This window comes from Rhodococcus sp. T7 (assembly GCF_009872365.1).
Taxonomy (GTDB): Bacteria; Actinomycetota; Actinomycetes; order Mycobacteriales; family Mycobacteriaceae; genus Rhodococcus_F.
The window spans coordinates 14,340-36,606 of the sequence record NZ_WXYH01000375.1 but is presented as its reverse complement, the minus strand read 5'-3'; the positions used below and the strand labels follow the sequence as shown (position 1 = coordinate 36,606).

The window sequence follows — 22,267 nt, the reverse complement described above, 5'->3', positions numbered from 1 at the left end:
CACTGCATCGTGCACTCCTCGTCAGGGTCAGAGTCGGCGCCGGGTCGAGCCGGCTGGATCACCTACATATTCATGGAAATTCTCGAAGCCTACGACCTGACGAAGTCCTACCGTGCCGCCGCCGCGCTGGCGGGGTGCTCCCATCACACCGTCGCCCGCCTCGTCGCCGAACGCGACACCGCCGATGTCCCGACCCCGCCGCGGGAGAGGAGACCGATGTTGATCGACGAATATCTACCGAAAATCGAAGAATGGGTCGAACATTCGAAAGGTCGGGTCCGCGCCGACGTCGCCCACGACAAACTACTCGCCCTCGGCTTCACCGGCACCGAACGCACCACCCGCCGCGCCGTGGCCCGGGTCAAACGCGCCTACCGGCTCGGCCACACCCGGGTGCACAGGCCCTGGGTCACCGAACCCGGGCTCTGGCTGCAGCACGACTTCGGCGACGGCCCGATCGTCGACGGCATCAAGACGGTGCTGCTGTGCGCGTGGCTGGCCTGGTGCCGGCACCGGGTGGTGATCCCGTTGCGGGACCGCACCGCTCCCTCCGTCTACGCGGGCCTGGACCGGATCTTCCGGCAGGTCGGTGGTGTCCCGACGTATCTGCTCACCGACAACGAGAAGATGGTCACCACCGAACACATCGCCTCGGTCGCCGTCCGCAACCCGGGCGTGGTCTCCTTCGCCCGGCACTACGGCCTGGTCGTGAAGACCTGTCTGCCCGCGGACCCGGCCACCAAGGGCGGGGTGGAGAACACCGTCAAGCTGGCCAAAGCCGACCTGGTGCCCACCGACCACAACCTCGCCGCCCAGTACGACAGTTTCGACGACCTCGAGGCCGCCTGCACGCAGTTCTGCGATCAGGTCAACACCCGCATCCACCGCACCACTCGCCGCATCCCGGCCGAGATGCTCGCCGAAGAACGCCTTCACCTGCACCCGGTCCCGGCCGCTCCGCACACCGTGACCTGGGGTGTGACCCGCATCGTCCCGGACAACACACCGATGATCGCGTTCGAGAACGGCCAGTACTCGGTGCCGCACACCCTGCGTGGGCAGACGGTGTGGGTCCGCGCGCACGGCGCCGGGGCCGGCGAGCGGATCGTCTTCGTCCACCACGGCGAGGGTGGCCCGGTCGAGGTCGCCCGGCACCGGCGGGCCCGCCCCGGTTCGCCGCAGATCTGCGACGAGCACTTCCCGCCGCCTCCTGCCGGGGTCCTGGGCCGTCAGCCGATCCCGCGGACCGACGCCGAACGCGCGTTCTGCGACATCGGTGTCGGTGCCCGGCTGTGGTTGTGTGAGGCCGCCGAGGCCGGCACCGGGAAGATCCGAGTGAAGATGGAGCACGCGGTGTCGCTGGCGAAGCTGCTCGGCGCCGAACGGGTCGACTGGGCGCTCGGGCACGCCGCCGCCTACGGCCGCTTCGCCGAGGGCGACCTGATGGCGATCCTGGACGCCCACCCTGCCGGCGCCGCCTCGGACACCACCCATCGGGCCGACGAATCGCGGTCCCTGGCCCAGGGCACCGCCGGGTGGGCCCGATTCGGTGCCCCGACCCTGAGCGAACTCACCGACACCGAGGGCACCGGCGCCACCGAATACTAGCACCCACCAACGCGCGGTGCTATCTAAAGCTACTGTGCTGCAACAGCATCAAGGATCGCCACGCAAACACCGACCACAGGAGGGCTGTTCTCGTGAGCACTGCACCACCGTCGGCGCCGCCGCTGCCGGCCGACCTGGAATCCCTGTTGCACCGGCTGCGGCTGCCGCACATCCGCCGCGCCGCCCCCGACGTGTTGGCCACCGCCCGCGCCCAGCGGTGGGAACCCGCCGAGGTACTCAAGGCGCTGCTCGCCGAGGAGGCCGCCGGACGGGAACGCTCGGCGCTGGCCACCCGCCGCGCCGCCGCAGCGTTTCCCACCGGCAAGACCTTCGACGCCTGGAAACCGGAACTGTCCTCGATCCCGGCGCCGACCCAGCAGGCGCTGCGCACCCTGGAATGGATCGAGCGGCGCGAGAACCTCGTCGTCTGCGGCCCGTCCGGCACGGGCAAGACATTCTTCCTCGAGGCACTCGGCCAGCATGCCGTCGAACGGGGACGGAAGGTGTTGTGGTTCACCCTCGAAGACCTCGGCGCACTGATCCGCCGGCACCGTGCCGACGACTCGGTGTCGGGGGCGCTGACCAAGCTGCTGCGCGCCGATCTCGTGGTCATCGATGACATCGGCCTGTTGGCGGTGGCCGCCGACGCCGCCGAAGGCCTCTACCGGCTTGTCGATGCCGCATATGAGAAACGGGCCCTGGCGCTGTCGTCGAATCTGCATCCGTCAGGATTCGACGAACTGATGCCCAAGACACTGGCCACCGCCACCGTCGATCGGCTCATGCATCACGCTCACCTGTGTCAGACCAGTGGAGATTCGATCCGGATGAGTCAAGCCCTCGCCGGCACCGGCACCACACCGCTGATCTGAGCAGCACGGTGGGCAGTTTCGTGTCCGCCCGTGGGCACATTCATGTCCGCCCACGGGCAGGTTTCGTGACCGCCGATGGGCAGAAACCAAAGTCCCTTGACATCGGGCGCGGCAGGTTCGGGTCGGGCGGGGGTATACCGGCGCGGTGCTCGCGTCCGCACAGCAGGCGGGAATAGGACACTGCGTCCGGTGTCGGTGGGCGAGGTGTTCGTCGTCTGCACGAGGTCTCCACCGCCGTCCATCGGACCGAACCACGCAGGTACTCACGGGTAAACGGCCGCGCTGGCTGATCGAGGTAGTCGACATCGCGTGGTGGCATCTGGGATCGGGCCAGCCAGGTTCTGGGCACCGAGCGACCATATTTGAACCGGTTCAGGAATCCTCCGGGCCGACGACGGCGATCTGCATCGCCGGTTGCTGTCGATCCAGGAGGAGGCGGGCCGGCCGGAGGAGAACTCGGCGCTGCGCGTCTTTGACGTGATCGCGTGGATAGACGCAAGAGCCGACGCCTCGAAGAACGCGCTGACCTAGGAAGATGATTCGTCCCGGACTTCGGTGCCGCCGGAAAGAGCGCGTTCGGCTGCCGGTAGGTGTGTTGTCGGACTACCGTGATCGCAGGGGGTTCGCGACACGTCGTGGCACCTGGCGGAGGAGGGACGATGACTGCGAACTTCGAGCTTTCAAGGACGCGGCCGGCAAGTTCCGGTTCCGCTTGAAGGCAGCCAACGGGGAGAGCATCGCGGTGAGTCAGGCGGCACCTCGAAGGCAGCGGCTCAGACCGGGATGGCGTCGATCGAGGACAATGCCCCATCCGCCCCACTGCGGATCTGATCTGACCTCGGATCATTCTCGCTCCTTCCGATGATTCGTGGTCGACACCCTGTTGCCCGACAGTTACTGCACAAATGCAGCAGAGTCTTGCCTCGACGTAGTTGTCTCAACGTCGATATCGCCCACCTCTGGTTCCCTCGATATCGGTCGGCGGCGCGCATCCTGGTGTTCGGATCTAGTGCGTTGCTGTCGTGTGTCTCATGAAGTCGAGCAGGGCCGTCTCGAAGGTGGCTGGCATTTCCAACATGGGATAGTGACCGCACGCGTCGAGCTCGATGAGGTCGGCGTCGTGTAGTTGTCGGCTCAGCCAGAGGGCGCCCTTCGTCGAGTGCACTGGGTCGGCTGCGCCGATCACCTGGAGTACGGGCTGTCGTACTTTGGGCAGTAGGTGGATCAAGTCAGTGGTGAGCATCGATCGATAGCATGCGATGGCTGCCCAGGATGGCATCCGCAATGATGTTGCGAGTAGCCAGGCTGCGAGGTCATCGGACGGCGGCGTGGCAAAAGCGCCGACCAGAGTGGCACGGCGCGATGAGATCCGGTTCTCCGCTTCGGCATCGATCAGACTCGGGAGGACTGCATCGGATGGAGCTCCGAAGGGGAAGGTGGGGGTCCTCGCTGCGCTCACTGCGTTGGAGCCGACGAGGACGAGCCGGCCCACACGTACCGATGTCGCCGCAGCAGCGAACGCGACCTGACCGCCGAAGGAATGGCCGACCAGAGTGGCTTCGAACAGATCCAGCCGGTCCAGTACTGTTTCCAGGTCATCGGCCAATTCTGTTACAGCGTAGCCGGATAGAGGTTTGTCCGACCGACCGTGCCCGCGTTGGTCAATGCACACTACGCGATAGCCCGATGCGCTCAGGATGCGGATCTGGCGGTCCCACAGCGTGCCATCGAGGCCGAATCCGGAGATCAGGACCACGGGCGGCCCGTCTCCGAGATCCTGCACGTAGAGACTGGTGCCGTCACTCGCTCGGATTCTTGTCACTACCAATTCTCCTGTGCTGTCGATGCCGTCCGTGGGTCCCGAGATCGACAGTTGGCCGCTGACGTAGGAGCAGTGCCAGTCATCTCCTCGCGGCCCGGCGAATGAGAATGCATCGAGAACCAGTCTTCACCGATCGGTGGTGCCGGCATCATCGATACCGTCCGCAGGGCCCCTGGACCGGTCCCGGAACCTGCGCAAGCAGGTGCCCGACGTCGCCGCGGTGACTGTCGTCGCCGGCGGTTCGTGGGTGGTGGCGCGTCATTGCGGTCCCATGGGCACAGCTGCCCGTTGACGGTCGGGATGTTCGTCGGGCCGCTCGACCACACCGCTCGCCAATAGGTCGTCCACATCTGAGATTCCGAGCTCACGCAAGATTTCGCTCGTGTGCGCACCGGGTACTGGGGGTGCGGTCGGTGTGGGCGGCACGGTTCTGCTGAATCGCGGTGCCGGTGCGGGTTGCCGGACCGAACCGACGTCGACGAAGGTGCCCCGAGCGGTCAGGTGGGGGTGATCGGGAGCTTCGGTCAGCGACAAGACGGGGGCAACGCACGCATCGGTTCCCTCGAACGCTGCAGTCCACTCGGCCTGTGTGCGGGAGGCGAACGCGCGTCGAATCGCCTCGCGAAGTTGCGGCCATCCTCGTGGGTCGGTGCGGTCGGCGACATCCTCCGCAAGTCCCAAGGTCTCGGTGAACGTTGCGTAGAACTGGGGCTCGAGGGCGCCCACGGCCATCCAGCGGTCGTCGGATGTGGCATAGGTGTCGTACCAGGGCACACCGGTGTCGAGGAAGTTCGTGCCGCGTTCGTCCTGCCATCCACCGGATGCCATCAACCCGTGCAGGATGCCGGTCAGCGACGCGGCGCCGTCGACGATGGCGGCGTCGACGACTTGGCCTCGGCCCGACCGCACGGCCTCCCACACGGCGGCGAGGATCCCGACGACCAGGAACAAGGACCCGCCGCCGAAGTCACCGACGAAGTTGACCGGGGGCACGGGTGCTTCGTTGCGTCGTCCTATCGAGGCGAGCGCACCGGTGATGGCGATGTAACCGATGTCGTGTCCAGCGGTGTGCGCCAGTGGTCCTTCCTGTCCCCAGCCGGTCATTCTCCCGTAGACCAGCCGCGGGTTGATCGACCAGAGGTCTTCGGGTCCCAGTCCGAGTCGCTCGGTGACGCCGGGACGGAATCCCTCGATCAGCACGTCCGCGTCGGCGGTGAGTTGCTTGACCACATCGACGCCCCGCGGGGAGCGCAGATCGACGACGATGGATGTTCGGTTTCGGCGGAGAACGTCGAGTTGGGGGTCGACGCCGCTGGCCGGTGGGCCCGGCCGCTCGACGCGGACCACGTCGGCGCCGAGGTCGGCCAGGAGCATCGCCGCATAGGGGCCGGGCCCGATCCCGGCAAGCTCGACGATCTTCAGCCCTGCCAGCGGGCCGGCGCTGTGGGTGGTCTCTGTGTCGGTCATGAAAACTTCTCCTCGTTATGGATGCGCTGGAAGGTGGTCTTTCCGGCCGTCGGCACGGTCCTGGCGCGGTGGGTGGTGTTCGTTGCTGCAGACCCGTCTGCGGAGTTCGCGCCGTACAACCTTGCCCCCGGCGTTCACAGGGAGTTCGGCGATGGTGATCAGCTCGGCCGGTACCTTGTACGCGGCGAGATACTGTCGGCAATGCGTGCGGATGCTCCGAGTGTCCACGTCTCGGCCGCGACGGGGAACGATGAACGCCACGACGACCTCGCCCCAATGCTCGTCGGGAGCACCGATCACGGCGGCCTGGTCGATGTCTTCGTGGCGGCAGAGGACGTCCTCGATCTCGATCGGGTAGATGTTCTCCGCACCGCGAATGATCATGTCGTTGCGTCGGCCCGCGAGATACAGGTAGCCGTCGTCATCCATGTAGGCGAGGTCTCCGGCTCGAAACCACCCGTCCTGCAGTGCTTGTGCCGTCTCCTCCGGTCGATCGAGGTAGCCGGACATGGTCTGCGCGTTGAGGGTGACGATTTCCCCGACGCTGCCCCGGGGAACGTCGTTGCCCTCCGAATCGAGTAGCCGGAGATCGACACCGTACGCGGGCTTGCCGATCGAGCCGAGGAGGTGCTCGGCCCCTGCCGCTGCCCTCCGATGATCGGCCGATCCGAGGACTGTCTGAAGTCCGGTCTCGGTTCCGGCACCGAACGCATTGACGAAGTCGCACCGAAAAACCTCGAGGGCCCGCCGGAGCACGGTCGGAGGCATCGGCGCGGCACCGTAGATGATCGACCGCAGTTCCGGATAATCGGATTGTTCGACAGCCGGGTGTGCGAGCAGGCCGGAAATCATCGTGGGAACCAGGAAACAGCCGGTGAGTTCGCCGTGCTGCAACCACCAGAGAACCTCGTCGACGTCGAACTGCGGCAAAATCAACGTCGGAAAGCCGCGCCAGACGTGCATGAGGACGGGACTCTGCCCGCCGATGTGAAACATGGGCGACGAGGAGTAGCGGAACTCGTCGGGCTGAATTTCGTAGTCGAGCGTGATCGCGGTGACCAAATTCTTGATCATTCGCTGAGACTGGAGGACGCCCTTCGGTTTACCGGTCGTTCCGCTGGTGAAAGCCAGGCCGACGATCTCGTCGTCGCCGACGCGGACGTCCGGTTCGACGTCACGGCCTTCGGCGACGAGCCTCTCGTACGGAATGAATGAGTCGTACTCTCCGCCGAAGAGCGCGGTGAGCCGCAAGTTGGGCGCGTGGGAAAGCAGCGGAGCGAGATGCTCGATGTATCGCTCGTCCGTGAATAGTGCTACGGGGTCGGCGGACTGGAGCAGTGTTGCGGTTTCTTCAGCGGCGAGACGGTTGTTGAGCGGCACGTAGGTGCAGCCCAGTTTCAGACAGGCGAGGATCACTTCGGCGTAGCCGATGCCGTTGACCGCGAAGAGGGCCACGCGGTCCCCGCGGCCGATTCCGTGTGCGGCGAATGCGTCCGCGAGCCGGTTGACCCGACTGTTGACTTCTGCGAAGGTCCATTGCCTTCCATTGCCGAGAACGAAACATGCGCGGTCGGGATGGCGTTGAGCGGACAGCCGGAGGAAGTCGCCGGCAGCGGGTCCGACCGTTGTGGGCATGGCGTCTCCTCAGGTGCAGTGTTCGAAGCGGTGCCGGCGATCGGTCGAGCTGATCTCCTCGCGGCAATTCGTGGAGATCAGCTGTGCCGGAACGAATCTAATGATCAGTCGAAGTAGAGCGCTTCGATCTGTTCCGCGTACTTGCGATGGATGACGCGTCTCTTGAGCTTGGCGGTTGGCGTGAGTTCCTCGGAATCCGGCAGCCATGCAGTTGCGAGAATCGCGAACTTCTTGATCTGTTCGTTGCTGTTGAGCCGACGATTGCCGCGTTCGACGGCGGCTTCGACCTCCGCGCGGACTTCGGGTGCCGCGACGATGTCGGATTCGGGTTTCCCGTCGAGCCCGAGACGCTTGGCGTAGACGGCGAGTGCCTCGGGGTCGAGAGTGACGAGTGCGGTCACGTACTTGCGGCGGTCGCCGACGGCGACGAGCTGGCCTATCAGTGAGCTTTCTCCCTTGATGGTCGACTCGATGGTGGCCGGCGACATGTTCTTGCCTGCCGAGTTGATGATGATTTCCTTCTTGCGGTCGACGATGCTGACGAATCCGTCGTCGTCGATGACGGCGATGTCGCCGGTGCGCAGCCACCCGTTCTCGTCGAGTGCCGCGGCGGTCTCGTCGGGCTGTTTACGGTAGCCGACGAAATTGAGGTCGGCCTTGGCGAGCAGCTCGCCGTCGTCACCGAGTTTCAATTCGACCCCGGGCAGTGGTTTGCCTGCCGTGCCCGCCTTGAAATCCTCGATGCGGTTGAAGACGTTGAGTGAACCCTCGGTCAGGCCGTACGCCTCGAGCATCGGCACCCCGACAGCGCGAAAGAATACGGAGAGTTCGGAAGCTGAGGGTGCACCGCCGACGAACGCGGCCTTGATGCGATCGAGCCCGAGTCTGCCGAGGAGCGGCCGCAAGAGGGTCAAAGCCTCCTTGTGCTCGGTGAGGAGTCGGATCACCTCCGCGGGGTCCGCATCGGAGCCGGTTTCGGCCGCGAGCACAGCTTGCTTGCCGGTCTCGAGGGCGGCCTGCAGGGCACCACGATGAGAATCATCGGCCTCGCCGGCGATCATCAGTTCGATCGCCACCTGCAGTTTCTCCCACAGGCGGGGCACAGAGAAGAACGCGTCGGGCCGGTGTCGGGCCAGTGCAACGGGCACCTGTGCCATGTCCGGGCACGCGGTGATCGCAGCACCGTGGGCGAGGGCCATGTACTGCGATGTGATCCGGCCGCCGGCGTGGGCCATGGGGAGGAAGGAAATGATCCCGATGGAGGGCAGGGGGAGCGCGGCGGCCAGGGCGCGCTGCTGCGCCATCACCGTCCGATGAGACCACTGGGCTCCCTTGGGGGCGCCGGTGGTTCCGGAGGTGAAGATGAGCGTGGACAGATCGTCGGCGCGGACGGCGCGCCACGCCGCCTCCACGTCGAACGCCGGATCCGCTGCACCTTCCAGATCCTCGAGGGTGAGTGTTCCCGGCACCTCACCGTCCACTACCACGAGGTGGCGGACCTGGTCGCCGAGTGCTGCCACCGCCGCCCGTACCTTGTCGAGGAAGGCGAGTTGCGTGACGACGAGGGTGCAGTCCGCGACCCGGAGTTGATGCTCGATCTGTTCGGCCGGGGAACTGTTGAACACCGCGAACGGCACCGCGCCGATGTGGTAGGCCGCGTAATCGACGAGATGGCACTCGACGGTGTTCGGCAGGATGATCGCCACGGTGTCGCCGCGGCCCAAGCCCAGACCGGCCAACCCGGCGGCGAGGGAGCGGACGCGTTCGTCGAGTTCTCGCCAGGTGTAGCTGACGTGCTCGTCGATCGTGCGCAGGGCTGTCTGGTCGCCGTACGTGGCGACGACCTGTTGGAAGGCTTCCGGGATCGTGGCGGCGGCGAGCGGGGTGGGCTCGCTCCGGGGGATGGCTTCGGGGAAGCTGGTCACATGGGCTCCTGGGTTCAGTGGGAAGACCGAGGCGAGGTTTGAGTGTCGCTGGGACGCAGGCCCAGTCGACGACGCCAGTCGTGCAGTCCTGTGAGGCGGAGGGCGCGCTCGACCAGCGCTCCCTTGGAGGGTGAGTAGGGGTACCAGTGCATCTCGTTCTTGAAGGGAAGCCGTTCGCTGACGAATGCCTGTTGCCGGGTGAATTTGCGGACACCGTTCGGTCCGCCGAACCGGTGCCCGAGTCCGGACTGCTTCCAGCCGCCCATCGGCAGGGGAAACTGGAAGACGTTGGTCATCGCATTGTTGATGTTCATGCCACCGGCCTCCACCCGGCTCCCGACGCGACGACCGCGCGCCGTCGAGGACGTCCATACACTTCCGGCGAGGCCGTAGACGGAGTCGTTGGCGAGCGTGACTGCCTGATCCTCGGAGTCGACCTTCATCACCGGCAGAAGCGGCCCGAACGTTTCTTCCCGCATGCACGCCATCGAGTGGTCGACGTCGACGAGAACGGTCGCAGGATAGAACAGTCCCTCGTCGGAGCGTCGGCCACCGGTGAGGACGCGGGCCCCCTTGGAGACCGCATCCGCGACGTGCCGCTCGACGAGCTCGAGTTGGGCCTCGGTGGCCATCGCGCCGTACTCGGCCGCGAACGCACCCTGCGCGTCGTGTCCTTGACGCAGGGTGCGAACCTCGGCGACGAGCCGGTCGACGAACTCGTCGTACACCGCGCTTTCGGCGTAGATCCGTTCGATTGCCACGCAGGATTGGCCGGCGTTGAAAAGTCCCCCCCAGACCGCGCCGCGGACGGCACGGTCGAGGTCGGCATCGGAGAGCACGATCATCGGGTCTTTGCCCCCGAGTTCGAGGCTCGCCGGAATCAGCCGTTCGGCGGCACGGATTCCGATCGAACGGCCGGTCCGGGTCGAGCCGGTGAACTGGATCATGTCGACGGCGTCCACGACCGCTCGCCCGGCCGGGCCGCGCCCGGTCGCGCATCCGAGCACGGGGGGAGCCCCGATCTCGTCGTTCCAGGCGCGCACCACCTCGGCCCACGCAAGGGGGGTGATCTCCGAAGGTTTGGTCAACACGGCAGCGCCCGACATGAGAGCACCGGGCACATCCATCATCGGCATGGCCAGGGGATAGTTCCACGGCGTGATGATCCCGACGAGTTGGTACGGGCGGCGCAGAATTCGCAGTTTCTTGTTGAACGACGCCGGACCGTGGATTCGGCGGCCCTCTTCGGCGAGGAACTTTTCACCATGCTTGGCGTAGTAGTTGATGACCTCGACACAGACCATCAACTCGATCGATGCATCACCCCAAGACTTGCCGGCCTCGCGGTGAACCAGACCCAGGAGATGATCTTTGTTGTCCACGATCCAGTTCAGCCATGCCAGCAGATGCTTCGCTCGTTTCTTCGGGCCCAGCGCCTCCCACTCTGGTTGGGCCGCACGGAGGCGATGGGCCAGCCGGTCGACCTCCTCCGGGGACATCGTCTCGACGGTGCCGACGACCTCGCCGGTGGCAGGGTTGACGACGTCGACGTGCGGTTCGTCGGCGAGCGCCTTGGGCGTATCGGCGCCGTGGGTGCCGACCTCGGTCTGTGTCATGGGATTCCTCCGACAGCGGGCGTGGATGAAAGACAAATATTGTGATGGATGTCACATTTCTAGGCTATGATTCCGCAATTCGTACCCGATTGCCTCGTTGATCCCCTTTCGCACCAGGATCGTTCAGGCGGGGACCGCCCGCAGGGCGCGTTGGTAGCCGAGGACGGCCTTGGTGGCGTTGAAACCGATGGCGCCGACTACCTCGCTGCCGCGGCGCGCTTCGACGACCAGGGAATTGCGGTCCGCATCCTGCGCGACGACGACGAGTTCGTCGGCCGCGCGCAGGTAGCCGACGGACTTGATCTTCACGTCGTACTGATCCGACCAGAACGCGGGTACCGACACAAGAGGCGCCCTACCGGGATGGTCGACCACAAGGTTCGCGGCCACCCGGTCCGCCATGTCACGCGCGTTGGACCAGTGTTCGACACAGACGTGAGTGCCGGCGTGGGGGTGAACCCACGCCGCGACGTCACCCGCTGCCCACACGCCGGAGAGGGGGGACCCTGCCCTGTCCAGCACCCGGCAGATGTCATCGACATGGACCACGCCGCCATCGGTGTCTACGGGTGAATCTGCCAGCCATTCAGTGTTTGGGACAGAACCGATCGATACGAGGACGGCGTCAGCTTCTAGCAGTTCTCCATCGGCGAGGCGGACGCCGGTCACGTATTCGTCACCCTCGATCGAGTCGACTCCCGTCCCGAGGCGCCAGCGGACACCGTGGCGTTCGTGCAGCTGCCGGGCGAATGCGCCGGCCTCGGGACCGATGACCGGCATGGGTGTATCGCTGACATCGACGACGGTCACCTCGACATCGCGGGCCCGCAGGGTGGCCGCCACCTCACAGCCGATGAATCCCGCCCCGATGATGACCACGCGACTGCCGGGCGCCGCGGCGGCGGTGAAGGCCGCCACGTCGCCGAGCGATCGGAGGGTGAAGACCCCGGTGGCGGGCTTTCGCCCAGGCCACGGCCGGGCGCGGCGTCCGGTGGCGATGACGAGTTCGTCGAACGGCTGGTCCGTGCCGTCACCGAGGGTGAGGGCACGGACGTCGAAGTCGACACCGTGCACCGGCGCCCCCAGACGCCACGTCAGGTCGTCCGTTCGACCGGGTAGCCGGCACTGGTCGCCGGTGACGCTGCCTGCCAGCAACGCCTTGGACAGCGGTGGCCGGTCGTAGGGTAAGTGCTCCTCGTCCCCGATCAGGGTGATCTCGCCGGTGAAGCCCGCATCTCGCAATGACCGGCCGACCCGGAAGCCGGCCAGGCCGGCTCCCACTACAACGACATGTCGCATGCGATTCAGTCCTTGATCAGGATGGCCGCCACCGGGCACATGCGTGCCGCGGCTTCCACCTTCGGGCGGAGTTCCTCCGACGGCTGGTCGTCCAGCAGGACAACCACATCGGAGTCGTCGTGAAGGTCGAAGACCTCCGGGGCCTCCATGACGCAGTCGCCGTGCATCTCGCAGGCGGCGAAGTCGACAGTGATCTTCATGGTGCTCAGTCCTCGGGTACGTCGGTACCGGCCCGCTTCAGGCGGGGGTGATGGTGATGGGAAGTTCGTACACTCCCCGCGAGTAGTTGTCCTTGACGTAGGAGACGTCGCCTACCTGCTCGATGTTCGACGTGCGCTGGAGCAGTTCCTCGAGCAGAATCTTCATCTCGAGCGTGGCCACGTGCTTGCCGAGGCACTGGTGGGGGCCGCGGCCGAAGCTGACGTGCGGATTGTTCTCGCGCGAGAGATCGAATCTGCGCGGTTCGTCGAATGCGCGGGGGTCGAAGTTGCCGGCCGTGAACAGCATGAGGACGATATCGCCCTCGTCGATGGTCTGGCCGTGCAGCTCGTGTGTCGCGGTCGCCGTGCGCACGAGATGGGTGAACGGCGATGCGACCCGCACGAACTCCTGGATGGCGGTGTTCGGGATGTCACCGTCGCGCTCCCGCAGCCAGGCCATCTGCTCGGGGTTGCGAAGCAACGAGTGCATCCCGTGCGACAGCGCGGTACGGGTGCTCTCGGCGGCCCCGCTGGCGAGCAGTGCCACGTTGCCCAGCACCTCGTCCTCGCTGATGACATCTGCGGCTGCGACGATCCGGCTCATGACGTCGTCACCTGGATGTTGACGCTTGAGTTCGGCCAGGTCACCGGCGTACACCATCAGGTTTCCGATGGCTTCCATGACGTGGTCGAACGACGGAGTGATGCGCTCGTCGAACGGAGCGGCGAAGGTGTCGACCCAACCGAAGAACTTCGGTCGATCCTCCGGCGGGACGCCGAGCACGTCCCCGAGGGCCTCCATCGGCATGGCGTGCCCGATTTCGTGGACGAAGTTGAACGTGCCCTTCTCCAGGGCGCGGTCGACGATCGTCACCGCGTACTCGCGGAACTTCTCCTCGAGTTTGCGGACGAATGCGGGGGTGAAGCCCTTGGCCATGACGCCACGCTGGGCCTTGTGCTTGGCCCCGTCCATGGTGAGCATGGCGGGCATGCCGCCCATGGTCGGATCGATCGGGGTGACCTTCCAGGCGTTCACGTAGCCTCTGTCGGCTGCGTACAACTCGCTGTTGCGGTCGACTGCCCAGATGTCCTCGTTGCGGCTGACGACCCACGCTCGGTCGATCAGCAGCGGATTGTCGAATTCGTGGAGAAAGCACGGTGTCTCGTCACGAATCCGGTCGTAGGCGTCCAGCGGCAATCCGAAAGTATCGGGATCACCGGCCGCGTAGACCTCCGGGTCGAAGACATCGATGCGTGTGGCGGTCATGGAAACCTCCTGCAGGTAGGAACTGGCCGGGTCGGTCAGGTCAGCGGGCCGTGAACCCGGCGTCGACGACCACGGTCTGGCCGGTGGTGTACTGGCCGGCATCGGAGACCAAATGCATGATCGTGTTGGTCACGTCCTCCGGCAACAGCATGCCGTTGTCGTGCACCGGCAGCGGGTTCTGCAGGTTCTCGGCGATCTGCGGGAACTCCTGAACGAAACGGCCGAACGCCTCGTTCACGACCATCGGTGAGGCGACGCCCGTCGGATGAATCGTGTTGACCCGGATGCCCTCTGGGGCGAGAAGGAGTGTCCATGCGCGCATCAGACCGACCACCCCGTGCTTCGACGCGATGTATCCCAGTACGCCCGGGCTTCCATCCGACATACCGCCGACCAGGCCGGCGGTCGAGCTGGTGATGACGATCGATCCGCCCCGGCCACCCGCACGGAGATGGGGGATCGCCGGGTTGACGGTGTTGTAGACACCCTTGAGCATGATGTCGATGCCCGCGTGCCATGCGTCGGGCATCAGGCGCTGTTGGCCGGTGATCGCCATGATGCCCGCGTTGGCGAGGACGATGTCGAGTCGACCGAATTCCGCCACGCCGTCGTCGACGACCTTCTGCACCGCGTCCGCGTCCCGCGCATCCGCCTGCACGGCGTGGATGCGCTGCCCGGTCTTCTCGACGAGCGCGATGGTCTCGTCGAGGTCGTCCGGCGTCGCCAGTGGGTATTCCACCGACGGTTCGTCGTGGCAGATGTCGAAGCCGATGATGTCCGCGCCCTCTTCGGCGAGGCGGACTGCGTGGGACCGCCCCTGTCCGCGGGCGAGTCCGGAGATGAAGGCAACTTTGCCGTCAGCGAGTCCCATGTCGGTTCCTCCTTGGGCCATGCCCTGTGAGCGATGGCTGGTTTGGTGTTGAGATTGAGGGGCGCAAAAGTTATTGAGAGGGCGCGTCTCTAATATAGGTGTAACGCGGGTCACTTGTCAACGATCGTTCGGAACATCCGCACGTCGGAGCTTCATGCGTCGACGGGGCGGCCGAGGCTTTCCAGATGCGCTCGGTACTGCGCATAGGCCGGTTGCAGGGCCGGTACGAGTCCCAGAAGCTTCGTCACCCCACCGTCGACCTTTATCTTCTTGCGTGCCAACGCTACTGGCAGATTCAATTTGCCGAGCCAGAATTTGTGCCCATCGTCGCCGCTCATCGAAAGCTCGACCTCCGGTTCCTGGGTTTCGGCCTCCGCGCCGAAGCGAAGGACGGCGGGATCCTGTGTGGCGTCGAGCAAGAACACCGCCGCCGGGTCGTGATGGCGAATGCGGAAGGACGTGTTTGCCTTGACGAACTTCGGCCCCACCGCCGGATCGGTCGTGAGGTGCTCGTAGAACGGCACGAGTACCTCGTAAATCTCCTCGGTGGATTGGTAGATGGTCATTCTCTCCTCATTCCTCAGGGTCGATGTCAATTTTCGAGATGACGATCTCAATTATGCGATTCCGGGCACGCCGAGATTGATCGTTCAAGCGCGGGCGCTCGGTCGGAGCCCGTACGACCCGGCAATGATGTCCCGCTGAATTTCATTGGTGCCGGCGTAGATGGTCGGGGGGATACTCATACGGAGGTGGCGCTCCATCCCGTATTCCACGCAGTAGCCGTATCCGCCCATCATCTGCACGCCTTCGAGGGCGATCTTCTTCGCGGTCTCGGTGACCTTCACCTTCGCCATCGAGGCTGCCCGCATACGCTCGGCTGCCGATCCGATGTGCGATTCGATGCGGCGGGTGGTCGCGTATGTGAGAGCGCGCGCGGATTCCAGTTCGATCGCGAGATCTGCGATGCGGTGTCGCAGAGCTTGAAACGAGCCGATCTTGGATCCGAACTGTTCACGCTCGCCGACGTAGGCGAGGAGATCGTCGAACGTGCGTTGCGCCATGCCGAGTCCCTGTGCCGCACAGACGAGCCGTTCGCCGTTCAGTCCGGACATGAGCTGCTTCCAGGCTCCGCCTTCCTCGCCTACCACGGCGGAGGCGGGCACCTCGACGTTCGTGAAGAAGAGGTCGTTGACTTCGTTGCCGCCCATCGTTGCTATCGGCCGGATGGTGAGACCGGGGGCGTCGGCCGGGACCTCGAGCATCGTCAGACCGTCGTGCGGTCGCTCATCTCGAGACGTTCTCGCCACGAGGAGGATCCGCTTCGCGAACTGGGCGTCCGAGCACCAGGTCTTCTGGCCGTTGATGCGGAAACCGCTGTCGGTGCGCTCCGCCTTGCACACGATCGCCGCGGCATCCGAGCCGGCACCGGGTTCGGAAATGCTGATGGACATGACCTCGCCCGCGCATATCGCACCCAGTACCTCCTTCTTCTGTTCCTCCGAGGCGTAGTGCTTGTAGATTCCGGCCGCCGTGTGGGATGTGCCTGCACCGTGTACCGGGGCCAGGCCGCGCCAGAGTTCTTCGAACAGGAGCACCTGTTCGGTCAAGCCACCACCGCTCCCGCCGTACTCCTCGGGGATCGAGACGCCCAGGTAGCTCGCCCGGGCAAGCCTTTCGTGTAGTTCTTGGTTGTGCTGTTCGGCTCCGTGATCGGTGAGGAGGTCCAGCTGCTCCCGACTTCCGCATTCCTTGATGCAGAAGCTTCGTACTGCAGCAGCGAAGTCCTGTTGTTCCTGGGTGAACCCATATATGTCCATGGTTCGTCGTCCTCTCAGATCCCCGCCCAGCGCGGGACTCGCTTTTCCAGAAAGGCGGTCATGCCTTCGACGCGGTCCTCGCTCGCGAAGGCGAGCTCCATCAGCCGTCGCTCGAGCTGCATCCCCGAGCTGAGCGGGGTTTCCTCGGCCGCCAGCACTGCCTTCTTCGCCAGTCGAGTGGCCACGGGAGGGCCGGCTGCGACCTGACGTGCGAGGTTGATCGCCTCCTGCCGCCAGGTGTCCTCCGGGACGACCCGGTTCACCAAGCCCAGGCGCTCGGCCTCCTCGGCCGTGATCGCGCGTCCGGTCAGGACCAGCTCCATGGCCTTGTGTTTCCCCAGGGTGCGAGCAAGACGCTGCGTGCCGCCTCCGCCGGGCATGATTCCGACCTTGATCTCGGCCTGGGAGAAGCGGGCCGTGCTCGAGGCGACCACGAGGTCACACGCCAGCGCGAGCTCGCAGCCGCCACCGAACGCCGGCCCGGACACGGCCGCCACCAGTGGCACTTCGATGTCGCAGAGCCGGAACCAGAACCGACTCGCCTGCGCGGTCAGAACGTCGGCGAGTTGCCGATGCTGCATCGACGAGAGATCGGCGCCCGCGACGAAGGCTCGGTCGTGGCCGGCAACGACGACCGCCCCCACCTCGGGATCGGCGTCCAGGTCGCGCAGTGCCGCGAGGACGGCGTCCATCATTTCCGGCGACAGTGCATTGAGGACCCGCGGCCGGTTCAGTTGCAGGATCGCCACGCGTCCGTCACGCTCGACGGAGACGAGTGCCTCTTCGGCCCGGTCGGCGACCGCCGCGGTCATCGTGCCTGCTCCGCGGCCTGCGTTTCCACCCGGTAGTCGTCCGGGCGGAATTCGAGGGTGCGCTGCCAGTAGTCGAGGTATTTCCACGGGCTGCTGATGACCACACGTCCCGCGTCGTTGCGATACCAGTTCGTCATCCCCTGATGGGCCCATACGGATCCGGCGAGTGCGTCGTCGAGTTCGTGGTTGTAGTCCCAGAACACGTCGTCACGGACTTCGAGGCTGGACACGTCGTCCTGTAGAAGGTGGCGCACCGCCTGCATGAAATAGCGGACCTGGAATTCGGTGGAGATCACCGCACTCCCGCCGTGACCGGCATTGGTGTTCGGTCCGTTGAGGATGAACATGTTGGGAAAGTCGGGAACCGAGACGCCGAGGTAGGCGCGGGCGTCGTCCTTGCCCCACGTTTCCGCCAGCGTGTTACCCGACGTTCCGCGGATTTCCATCGGCCACAGGAACTGCAGGGCCCGGAATCCGGTGGCCAGAATGAGCACATCGGCCTCGAATTCACGGCCGTCGCGTGTCACCACGCTGTGTGGCCGAACCTCGGCCACCGCATCGGTCACGAGTTCGACGTCGTCGCGCTTGATCGTGGCGAACCACCCGTTGTCGATGAGCGGCCGTTTGCCGTACGGGGGGTAATCCGGGAGGCATGCTTCGACGAGATCGGGGCGGTCGGCGAGTTGGGTCTCGATGTACTTGGTCAGAAACAGGCGATGGCTCTCGTTGCTGGCGTTCACCGAACGCTCCTTGTGCGGCCAGGCAGGGTCCACCTGGACCTGCGGATGGAGCCGGTCACTGAAATTCCAGAAGGCACGCAAGCGGTACCAGGCCGCATAGAACGGCACCTCCTTCATCACCAGACGGACCTTCTGGCTGACGGAGCGGTGGTAGTTCGGATGCGGAATCGCCCATTGCTTGGACCGCTGGAAGACCACGACCCGTTCGGCGTCGCCGGCGATGGACGGGACCAGCTGCATGGCGCTGGCACCGGTACCGATCACCGCGACGCGCTTGCCCCGCAGGTCGACGGACGCGTCCCACTGGGCAGTGTGCATCGAGGGGCCCGCGAACGATTCGAGGCCCGGAATGTTCGGGGCCGAGGGCCTGTTCACCATGCCGACGGCGGGTACGAGGACGTTGCCGGCGACCCGCTTCACCGCACCCGACTTGTCACGGGTGTCGATCTGCCAGGTTGCCGTGTCGGCGTCGTACTCGGCGCGCACGACTTCGACGCCGAATTCGATGTGCTGGCGGACGTCGTACTGGTCCGTCAACCGGTCGAGGTAGGCCCACACCTCGTCGCGTTTGGCGAAGTACCGGGTCCACTCGGTGTTCGGGTCGAACGAGAAGCAGTACAGATGTCCCGGTGTGTCCACTCCGCATCCGGGGTACGTGTTTTCCAGCCAGGTCCCACCGACCGTGTCGTTCTTCTCCAGGATGGTGAAGGGGACACCCGCCATCTTCAACTTGAACGCGGCGCAGAGTCCGGAGATGCCGGCGCCGATGATGACGACGTGAAATCCCTCCGGGGCGGGCGGGAGCTCGACGTCGCGGCTTTCCAGACCCAGCTCCTCCGCCAGCAGGGGTCCGTACTCGGCGGGGACCTGCTCGTCCAGGGATATCGCCAGCATCTCGGAAATGTCGTCGGGTGAGAGCGGGATCGGTGACAGACGTCCGTTGCGGAAATCCGCGGCGGCGGTCAGCGCGGCATTGCGGACTTCCTCCTGCAGGGGTTCCGGAAGGCCTCCGGAGTCGTTGTCGTCCAAACCTCGGGGGCGTGCGGGTCGGTACGGCGGTTCGAGCCACCGCCGATCGCCTGTCAGATGGACCAGTGCCATCAGGAGGCTCGGGATGTTCGCCTCCCGTAGGGCGTCCTGCAGGGCGGCAGTGTCCGTGCCCTGGGTGGGAGCTGCAGCTTGGGTCATGAAGCACGCCTTCCGTTCGCTTTGATTGGCCGCGATGTCGGTGTAGATCCAGAACGCTTCTCAGGTGAGCGCGGACGTCTGTGCGGTTCGATCGAACCGCCGGCAACCCCATTTATGAGGCGAGATGTCTCAATAGTACGAGGGCGTCGCCGCCTCAGTCAATCGTCATCGATAAATTGTTGTGTGCAGCTGAATTTCGTCGCTCAATCGCTGCTCTACGGGCCGGTGAGGCGGGCGGCACGTGTCTGCGCACTCCGGTTCCATGACGCCGGGGCCCGCCGCCGCCGGGGTGAAAATTTCTGAACGATCGTTTCCTGCAGCCCGAAATGGTGGTAGGTTGGGTGCATTCTGAAATCCGCTGACTCAAAAATCACGACGCGGACGCCTACGGGTGCACCCTCGTCGCAGCCGCGTCGTGTGACACGCTCAGGAGGAAGATATGGGCTACCCATTGCCCAAGGAATTGGCACTGACCGGAGCCTTCACGCCCATGCGTTTCGAGGCGACGGTCGAGGAATGCATCGTCAGTCAGGGGGAGATCCCGCGCGAGCTTTCCGGCGGCTTCTACAGGACCGGACCGACCTGGAAGCGACCCACTCAGCAGGGCACCAACCCGCTGCTGTCGATGGACGGAATGGTGCAGGGCCTCGTTCTGGACAACGGTCGTGCAGACTTCCGTAACCGGTGGATCCGCACGCCGAAATACCTGTTGGAGGAAAAGCACCAGCAGAGCATGTTCTCGTGGACCGACGGCGGTTTCCACGATTGGCGAGACTTCGCCTACGGCGATGTGGAACGGACCCGTTTCAACAAGTGCACCCCGCAGGGGACCAACAACATCAACATCTTCCCGTTTGCCGGCGAGATGGTGGCCTCGGGGGAGCAGGGCGGCGCGCCGATTGCGATCGACCCGATCACTCTCGCGACGAAGGGCATCGTCCCGTGGTCGACCGAACTGTCCACCGGCCTGCACGAGAAGACCACCTACGGCGACGCGTGCTTCGCAGCCCATCCGAAGTGGGATCACGAGACCGGCGTGCTCTACGGCTGGAATTACCGCGATACCGCACCGTTCGTGACCATGCACACGGTCCACCCGGACGGGACCATCGACAGCCGCGACCTGTGGGACGCACCGTACAACACTGTCGCTCACGACATCTGGCTGACACCGGAATGGGTGGTGATGCCGTTCCAGCCCTTCACCGTGGACAAATCGAAGATCACCGACCGCAAGCTCGGCATCTGGGGTTGGGACGAATCGCTGCCCATCGTGATCGCGCTGATCCCGCGCGACGACGTCAACGCGAAAGTCCGCTGGATCAAGACCGATCTTCCCGCGCAGTACGTCATGCACACGATGTCGGCGAACGTCGAGGACGGGAAGCTGACACTCGATGCACCGATCTTCAACCGCCCACCCTTCCCGTTCGAACAGGACTTCACCGAAGGAGATGATGTCGCCCTGTTCTTCTCCATCGCCAAGAGCTACCTGGGACGTTGGACGATCGATCTCGACACGGGTGCTGCAAAGACGGAGCAACTCTCGGATCGCCCCTCCGAGTTGCCCAAGGTCGACGAGCGCTACTACGGCAAGGGATACACCTGGGGCTACCAGGTCGGTGGCGTCGTCAAGCGCAAGGGTATGTCGATGAACAGCCTCGTCGTCACGAACATGAAGACGATGAGCGAACAGGTCTACCAGATCAGATCGGGTGAGCCCGCCGCCGTGCTCGAGTCGACATTCGCACCCCGCACCCCGACCTCTCCCGAGGGTGACGGCTTCATCATCGTTCCCGTCTCGTGGTGGGCGGACAAGCGCGGCGAGTACCAGATATTCGACACCCACGACATCACCAAGGGCCCCGTCGCCACGATCGAGCTACCGTTCGCCATGGGCTGGACACCGCATGGCCACTGGATGGATTTCCGCTGATGGCAGTGGCTTTCGATACTTCCGACCGTGCGATCTACACCCGGGAGCACCACGACTTCCGTGACCGCGTCCGCCGGTTTCTCACCGAAGAAGTCCTCGTCGAGTACCCGGATTGGATCGACAGGGGGCAACCCTCCCGCCGGTTCTGGGAGCGTGCCGGCGAGATCGGACTGCTCGGTATCGGCATCCCGGAGGAGTACGGTGGGCTGCCGAACTCGGACTTCCGTCACAGTGCGGTCGTGACCGAGGAGATTCAGCGCCTCGGTCTCGCCATTGGTGGGCTCCGCGTCCAGACCGACATCTGTGTGCCCTATCTGCTGCACCACGGTTCGGAGGCGCAGCGAAGACACTGGCTGCCGCGGTTGGCATCGGGCCAGGTTGTGGTGGCGTTGGCGCTGTCGGAGCCGGGCGCCGGGTCCGACGTCAAGTCGATGAGGACGCGCGCGATGCGCGACGGTGACCACTACGTCGTGAACGGGTCCAAGACGTTCATCTCCAATGGAAGTATCGCCGGCCTCGTCATCCTCGCGGCAAAGACGGACCCGGCCGCCGGCCGCAACGGCGTCACCCTGATGCTCGTCGAGCCGTCCACGGCTGGTTTCGAAACCGGCCGCAAACTCGACAAACTGGGCTTGCGAGCACAGGATCTCGCGGAGTTGTCGTTCACCGACATGCGGGTTCCGGTGGCAAACGTCCTCGGCGAGGTGAACGCCGGATTCGACTACCTGACTTCGAATCTGGCGGCGGAACGCTTGTCGATCGCAGTCAATTCCCAGGCAGCGGCCGCCAGTGCGCTCGCGTGGACCGTGGAGGCACTGGCGGGCACTCGGCCGTCCCAGGACGTGAAGTTCACGCTCGCCGACTGCGCAGTGCAGGTAGCCGCCGGGCAAGCTTTCATCGACCAAGCGATGGGGAAACTCGTGGCGGGCGCGCTCACCGGAGCCGATGCGGCGGGGGCAAAGCTCTACTCCACCGAGTTGCAGGGCCGCATTGTGCGTAAATGTCTGGGATTGCACTCTGCTGGAACGGCATACCGGGCTTCGAGCCGTATCGGACAAGCTCATCTCGACGGTCGGGTGAGCCGGATCTACGGTGGGTCCTCCGAGATCATGAAGGTTATCGTCAGCCAGCACCTCGGCCTGTGACCCGCCGCACCGCCAGGCCTGCCGCAGTGCGCGGAAAGGAAGAT

General features: G+C 65.1%; 19 protein-coding genes. 6 read left to right on the top strand and 13 right to left on the bottom strand.

Going from position 1 to position 22,267, the window contains the following annotated elements:
* The first annotated feature begins 72 nt into the window (after positions 1-72).
* The 4 genes from istA (at position 73) to MLGJGCBP_RS54495 (ending at position 3,345) form a co-directional block, all read left to right on the top strand.
* Positions 73-1,608 carry an IS21 family transposase gene (gene istA / locus MLGJGCBP_RS40625; RefSeq protein ID WP_160103050.1) on the top strand — a complete coding sequence of 512 codons (1,536 nt, stop codon included), beginning with the start codon at positions 73-75 and terminating at the stop codon, positions 1,606-1,608.
* Between the two features lie 92 nt (positions 1,609-1,700).
* Positions 1,701-2,480, top strand: a complete 780-nt coding sequence (gene istB / locus MLGJGCBP_RS40620) for an IS21-like element helper ATPase IstB (RefSeq protein ID WP_160103048.1) — start codon at positions 1,701-1,703, stop codon at positions 2,478-2,480.
* Between the two features lie 414 nt (positions 2,481-2,894).
* The gene (locus MLGJGCBP_RS52460; protein WP_236581662.1) at positions 2,895-3,011 is read left to right on the top strand and encodes a hypothetical protein; all 117 of its coding nucleotides are present in this window, start codon (positions 2,895-2,897) and stop codon (positions 3,009-3,011) included.
* 4 nt (positions 3,012-3,015) lie between these two features.
* The gene (locus MLGJGCBP_RS54495) at positions 3,016-3,345 is read left to right on the top strand and encodes a YegP family protein (protein WP_442972147.1); all 330 of its coding nucleotides are present in this window, start codon (positions 3,016-3,018) and stop codon (positions 3,343-3,345) included.
* Between the two features lie 141 nt (positions 3,346-3,486).
* Here MLGJGCBP_RS54495 and MLGJGCBP_RS40610 read toward each other — a convergent pair whose 3' ends face one another.
* The 13 genes from MLGJGCBP_RS40610 to MLGJGCBP_RS40550 form a co-directional block, all read right to left on the bottom strand.
* Entirely contained in the window at positions 3,487-4,302 is an 816-nt protein-coding gene (locus MLGJGCBP_RS40610; RefSeq protein ID WP_160103045.1) for an alpha/beta fold hydrolase, read from the bottom strand.
* A gap of 258 nt (positions 4,303-4,560) precedes the next feature.
* Positions 4,561-5,769, bottom strand: a complete 1,209-nt coding sequence (locus tag MLGJGCBP_RS40605) for a CaiB/BaiF CoA transferase family protein (RefSeq protein ID WP_160103043.1) — start codon at positions 5,767-5,769, stop codon at positions 4,561-4,563.
* Positions 5,770-5,784: 15 nt separating this feature from the next.
* On the bottom strand, positions 5,785-7,404 hold the full coding sequence (locus MLGJGCBP_RS40600; protein WP_160103041.1) for a class I adenylate-forming enzyme family protein: 1,620 nt from the start codon (positions 7,402-7,404) through the stop codon (positions 5,785-5,787).
* Positions 7,405-7,508: 104 nt separating this feature from the next.
* Positions 7,509-9,329, bottom strand: a complete 1,821-nt coding sequence (locus MLGJGCBP_RS40595) for an AMP-dependent synthetase/ligase (RefSeq protein ID WP_160103039.1) — start codon at positions 9,327-9,329, stop codon at positions 7,509-7,511.
* 14 nt (positions 9,330-9,343) lie between these two features.
* On the bottom strand, positions 9,344-10,945 hold the full coding sequence (locus MLGJGCBP_RS40590) for an aldehyde dehydrogenase family protein (RefSeq protein WP_160103037.1): 1,602 nt from the start codon (positions 10,943-10,945) through the stop codon (positions 9,344-9,346).
* A 123-nt stretch (positions 10,946-11,068) separates the two neighbouring features.
* On the bottom strand, positions 11,069-12,244 hold the full coding sequence (locus tag MLGJGCBP_RS40585; protein ID WP_160103035.1) for an NAD(P)/FAD-dependent oxidoreductase: 1,176 nt from the start codon (positions 12,242-12,244) through the stop codon (positions 11,069-11,071).
* Between the two features lie 5 nt (positions 12,245-12,249).
* Positions 12,250-12,444, bottom strand: coding sequence for a ferredoxin (locus tag MLGJGCBP_RS40580; protein ID WP_160103033.1), 195 nt, complete (start codon positions 12,442-12,444; stop codon positions 12,250-12,252).
* A gap of 37 nt (positions 12,445-12,481) precedes the next feature.
* A complete protein-coding gene (locus tag MLGJGCBP_RS40575; protein WP_160103031.1) occupies positions 12,482-13,711 on the bottom strand; it encodes a cytochrome P450 in 1,230 nt (409 codons plus the stop codon).
* Positions 13,712-13,751: 40 nt separating this feature from the next.
* Positions 13,752-14,582 carry a mycofactocin-coupled SDR family oxidoreductase gene (locus MLGJGCBP_RS40570; RefSeq protein WP_160103029.1) on the bottom strand — a complete coding sequence of 277 codons (831 nt, stop codon included), beginning with the start codon at positions 14,580-14,582 and terminating at the stop codon, positions 13,752-13,754.
* Between the two features lie 152 nt (positions 14,583-14,734).
* On the bottom strand, positions 14,735-15,148 hold the full coding sequence (locus tag MLGJGCBP_RS40565) for an SCP2 sterol-binding domain-containing protein (protein ID WP_160103027.1): 414 nt from the start codon (positions 15,146-15,148) through the stop codon (positions 14,735-14,737).
* Between the two features lie 84 nt (positions 15,149-15,232).
* Positions 15,233-16,402, bottom strand: a complete 1,170-nt coding sequence (locus tag MLGJGCBP_RS40560; RefSeq protein ID WP_160103025.1) for an acyl-CoA dehydrogenase family protein — start codon at positions 16,400-16,402, stop codon at positions 15,233-15,235.
* Between the two features lie 14 nt (positions 16,403-16,416).
* Positions 16,417-17,214, bottom strand: coding sequence for an enoyl-CoA hydratase-related protein (locus MLGJGCBP_RS40555; RefSeq protein ID WP_160103023.1), 798 nt, complete (start codon positions 17,212-17,214; stop codon positions 16,417-16,419).
* Positions 17,211-19,142 (bottom strand): flavin-containing monooxygenase, encoded by a 1,932-nt coding sequence (locus MLGJGCBP_RS40550; RefSeq protein ID WP_201453335.1) that lies wholly within the window; start codon positions 19,140-19,142, stop codon positions 17,211-17,213. Before MLGJGCBP_RS40550 ends, MLGJGCBP_RS40555 begins: the two co-directional genes overlap by 4 nt.
* 439 nt (positions 19,143-19,581) lie before the next feature.
* Between MLGJGCBP_RS40550 and MLGJGCBP_RS40545 the strand changes: the two genes are divergently transcribed.
* Complete coding sequence (locus MLGJGCBP_RS40545) at positions 19,582-21,078, top strand: carotenoid oxygenase family protein (protein WP_201453334.1); 1,497 nt, start codon at positions 19,582-19,584, stop codon at positions 21,076-21,078.
* The gene (locus MLGJGCBP_RS40540; RefSeq protein WP_160103021.1) at positions 21,078-22,223 is read left to right on the top strand and encodes an acyl-CoA dehydrogenase family protein; all 1,146 of its coding nucleotides are present in this window, start codon (positions 21,078-21,080) and stop codon (positions 22,221-22,223) included. Before MLGJGCBP_RS40545 ends, MLGJGCBP_RS40540 begins: the two co-directional genes overlap by 1 nt.
* The last annotated feature ends 44 nt before the right edge of the window (positions 22,224-22,267 follow it).

What these genes read in the sequence shown, in the direction of transcription:
- MLGJGCBP_RS40560 (WP_160103025.1), bottom strand. Translation starts at nt 16,402, where the DNA reads ATGGACATATATGGGTTCACCCAGGAACAACAGGACTTCGCTGCTGCA.
- MLGJGCBP_RS40585 (WP_160103035.1), bottom strand. Translation starts at nt 12,244, where the DNA reads ATGCGACATGTCGTTGTAGTGGGAGCCGGCCTGGCCGGCTTCCGGGTC.
- MLGJGCBP_RS40590 (WP_160103037.1), bottom strand. Translation starts at nt 10,945, where the DNA reads ATGACACAGACCGAGGTCGGCACCCACGGCGCCGATACGCCCAAGGCG.
- MLGJGCBP_RS40565 (WP_160103027.1), bottom strand. Translation starts at nt 15,148, where the DNA reads ATGACCATCTACCAATCCACCGAGGAGATTTACGAGGTACTCGTGCCG.
- istA (WP_160103050.1), top strand. Translation starts at nt 73, where the DNA reads ATGGAAATTCTCGAAGCCTACGACCTGACGAAGTCCTACCGTGCCGCC.
- MLGJGCBP_RS40555 (WP_160103023.1), bottom strand. Translation starts at nt 17,214, where the DNA reads ATGACCGCGGCGGTCGCCGACCGGGCCGAAGAGGCACTCGTCTCCGTC.
- MLGJGCBP_RS40545 (WP_201453334.1), top strand. Translation starts at nt 19,582, where the DNA reads ATGGGCTACCCATTGCCCAAGGAATTGGCACTGACCGGAGCCTTCACG.
- MLGJGCBP_RS40580 (WP_160103033.1), bottom strand. Translation starts at nt 12,444, where the DNA reads ATGAAGATCACTGTCGACTTCGCCGCCTGCGAGATGCACGGCGACTGC.
- MLGJGCBP_RS40600 (WP_160103041.1), bottom strand. Translation starts at nt 7,404, where the DNA reads ATGCCCACAACGGTCGGACCCGCTGCCGGCGACTTCCTCCGGCTGTCC.
- MLGJGCBP_RS40550 (WP_201453335.1), bottom strand. Translation starts at nt 19,142, where the DNA reads ATGACCCAAGCTGCAGCTCCCACCCAGGGCACGGACACTGCCGCCCTG.
- MLGJGCBP_RS40570 (WP_160103029.1), bottom strand. Translation starts at nt 14,582, where the DNA reads ATGGGACTCGCTGACGGCAAAGTTGCCTTCATCTCCGGACTCGCCCGC.
- MLGJGCBP_RS40540 (WP_160103021.1), top strand. Translation starts at nt 21,078, where the DNA reads ATGGCAGTGGCTTTCGATACTTCCGACCGTGCGATCTACACCCGGGAG.
- MLGJGCBP_RS40575 (WP_160103031.1), bottom strand. Translation starts at nt 13,711, where the DNA reads ATGACCGCCACACGCATCGATGTCTTCGACCCGGAGGTCTACGCGGCC.
- MLGJGCBP_RS54495 (WP_442972147.1), top strand. Translation starts at nt 3,016, where the DNA reads ATGATTCGTCCCGGACTTCGGTGCCGCCGGAAAGAGCGCGTTCGGCTG.
- MLGJGCBP_RS40605 (WP_160103043.1), bottom strand. Translation starts at nt 5,769, where the DNA reads ATGACCGACACAGAGACCACCCACAGCGCCGGCCCGCTGGCAGGGCTG.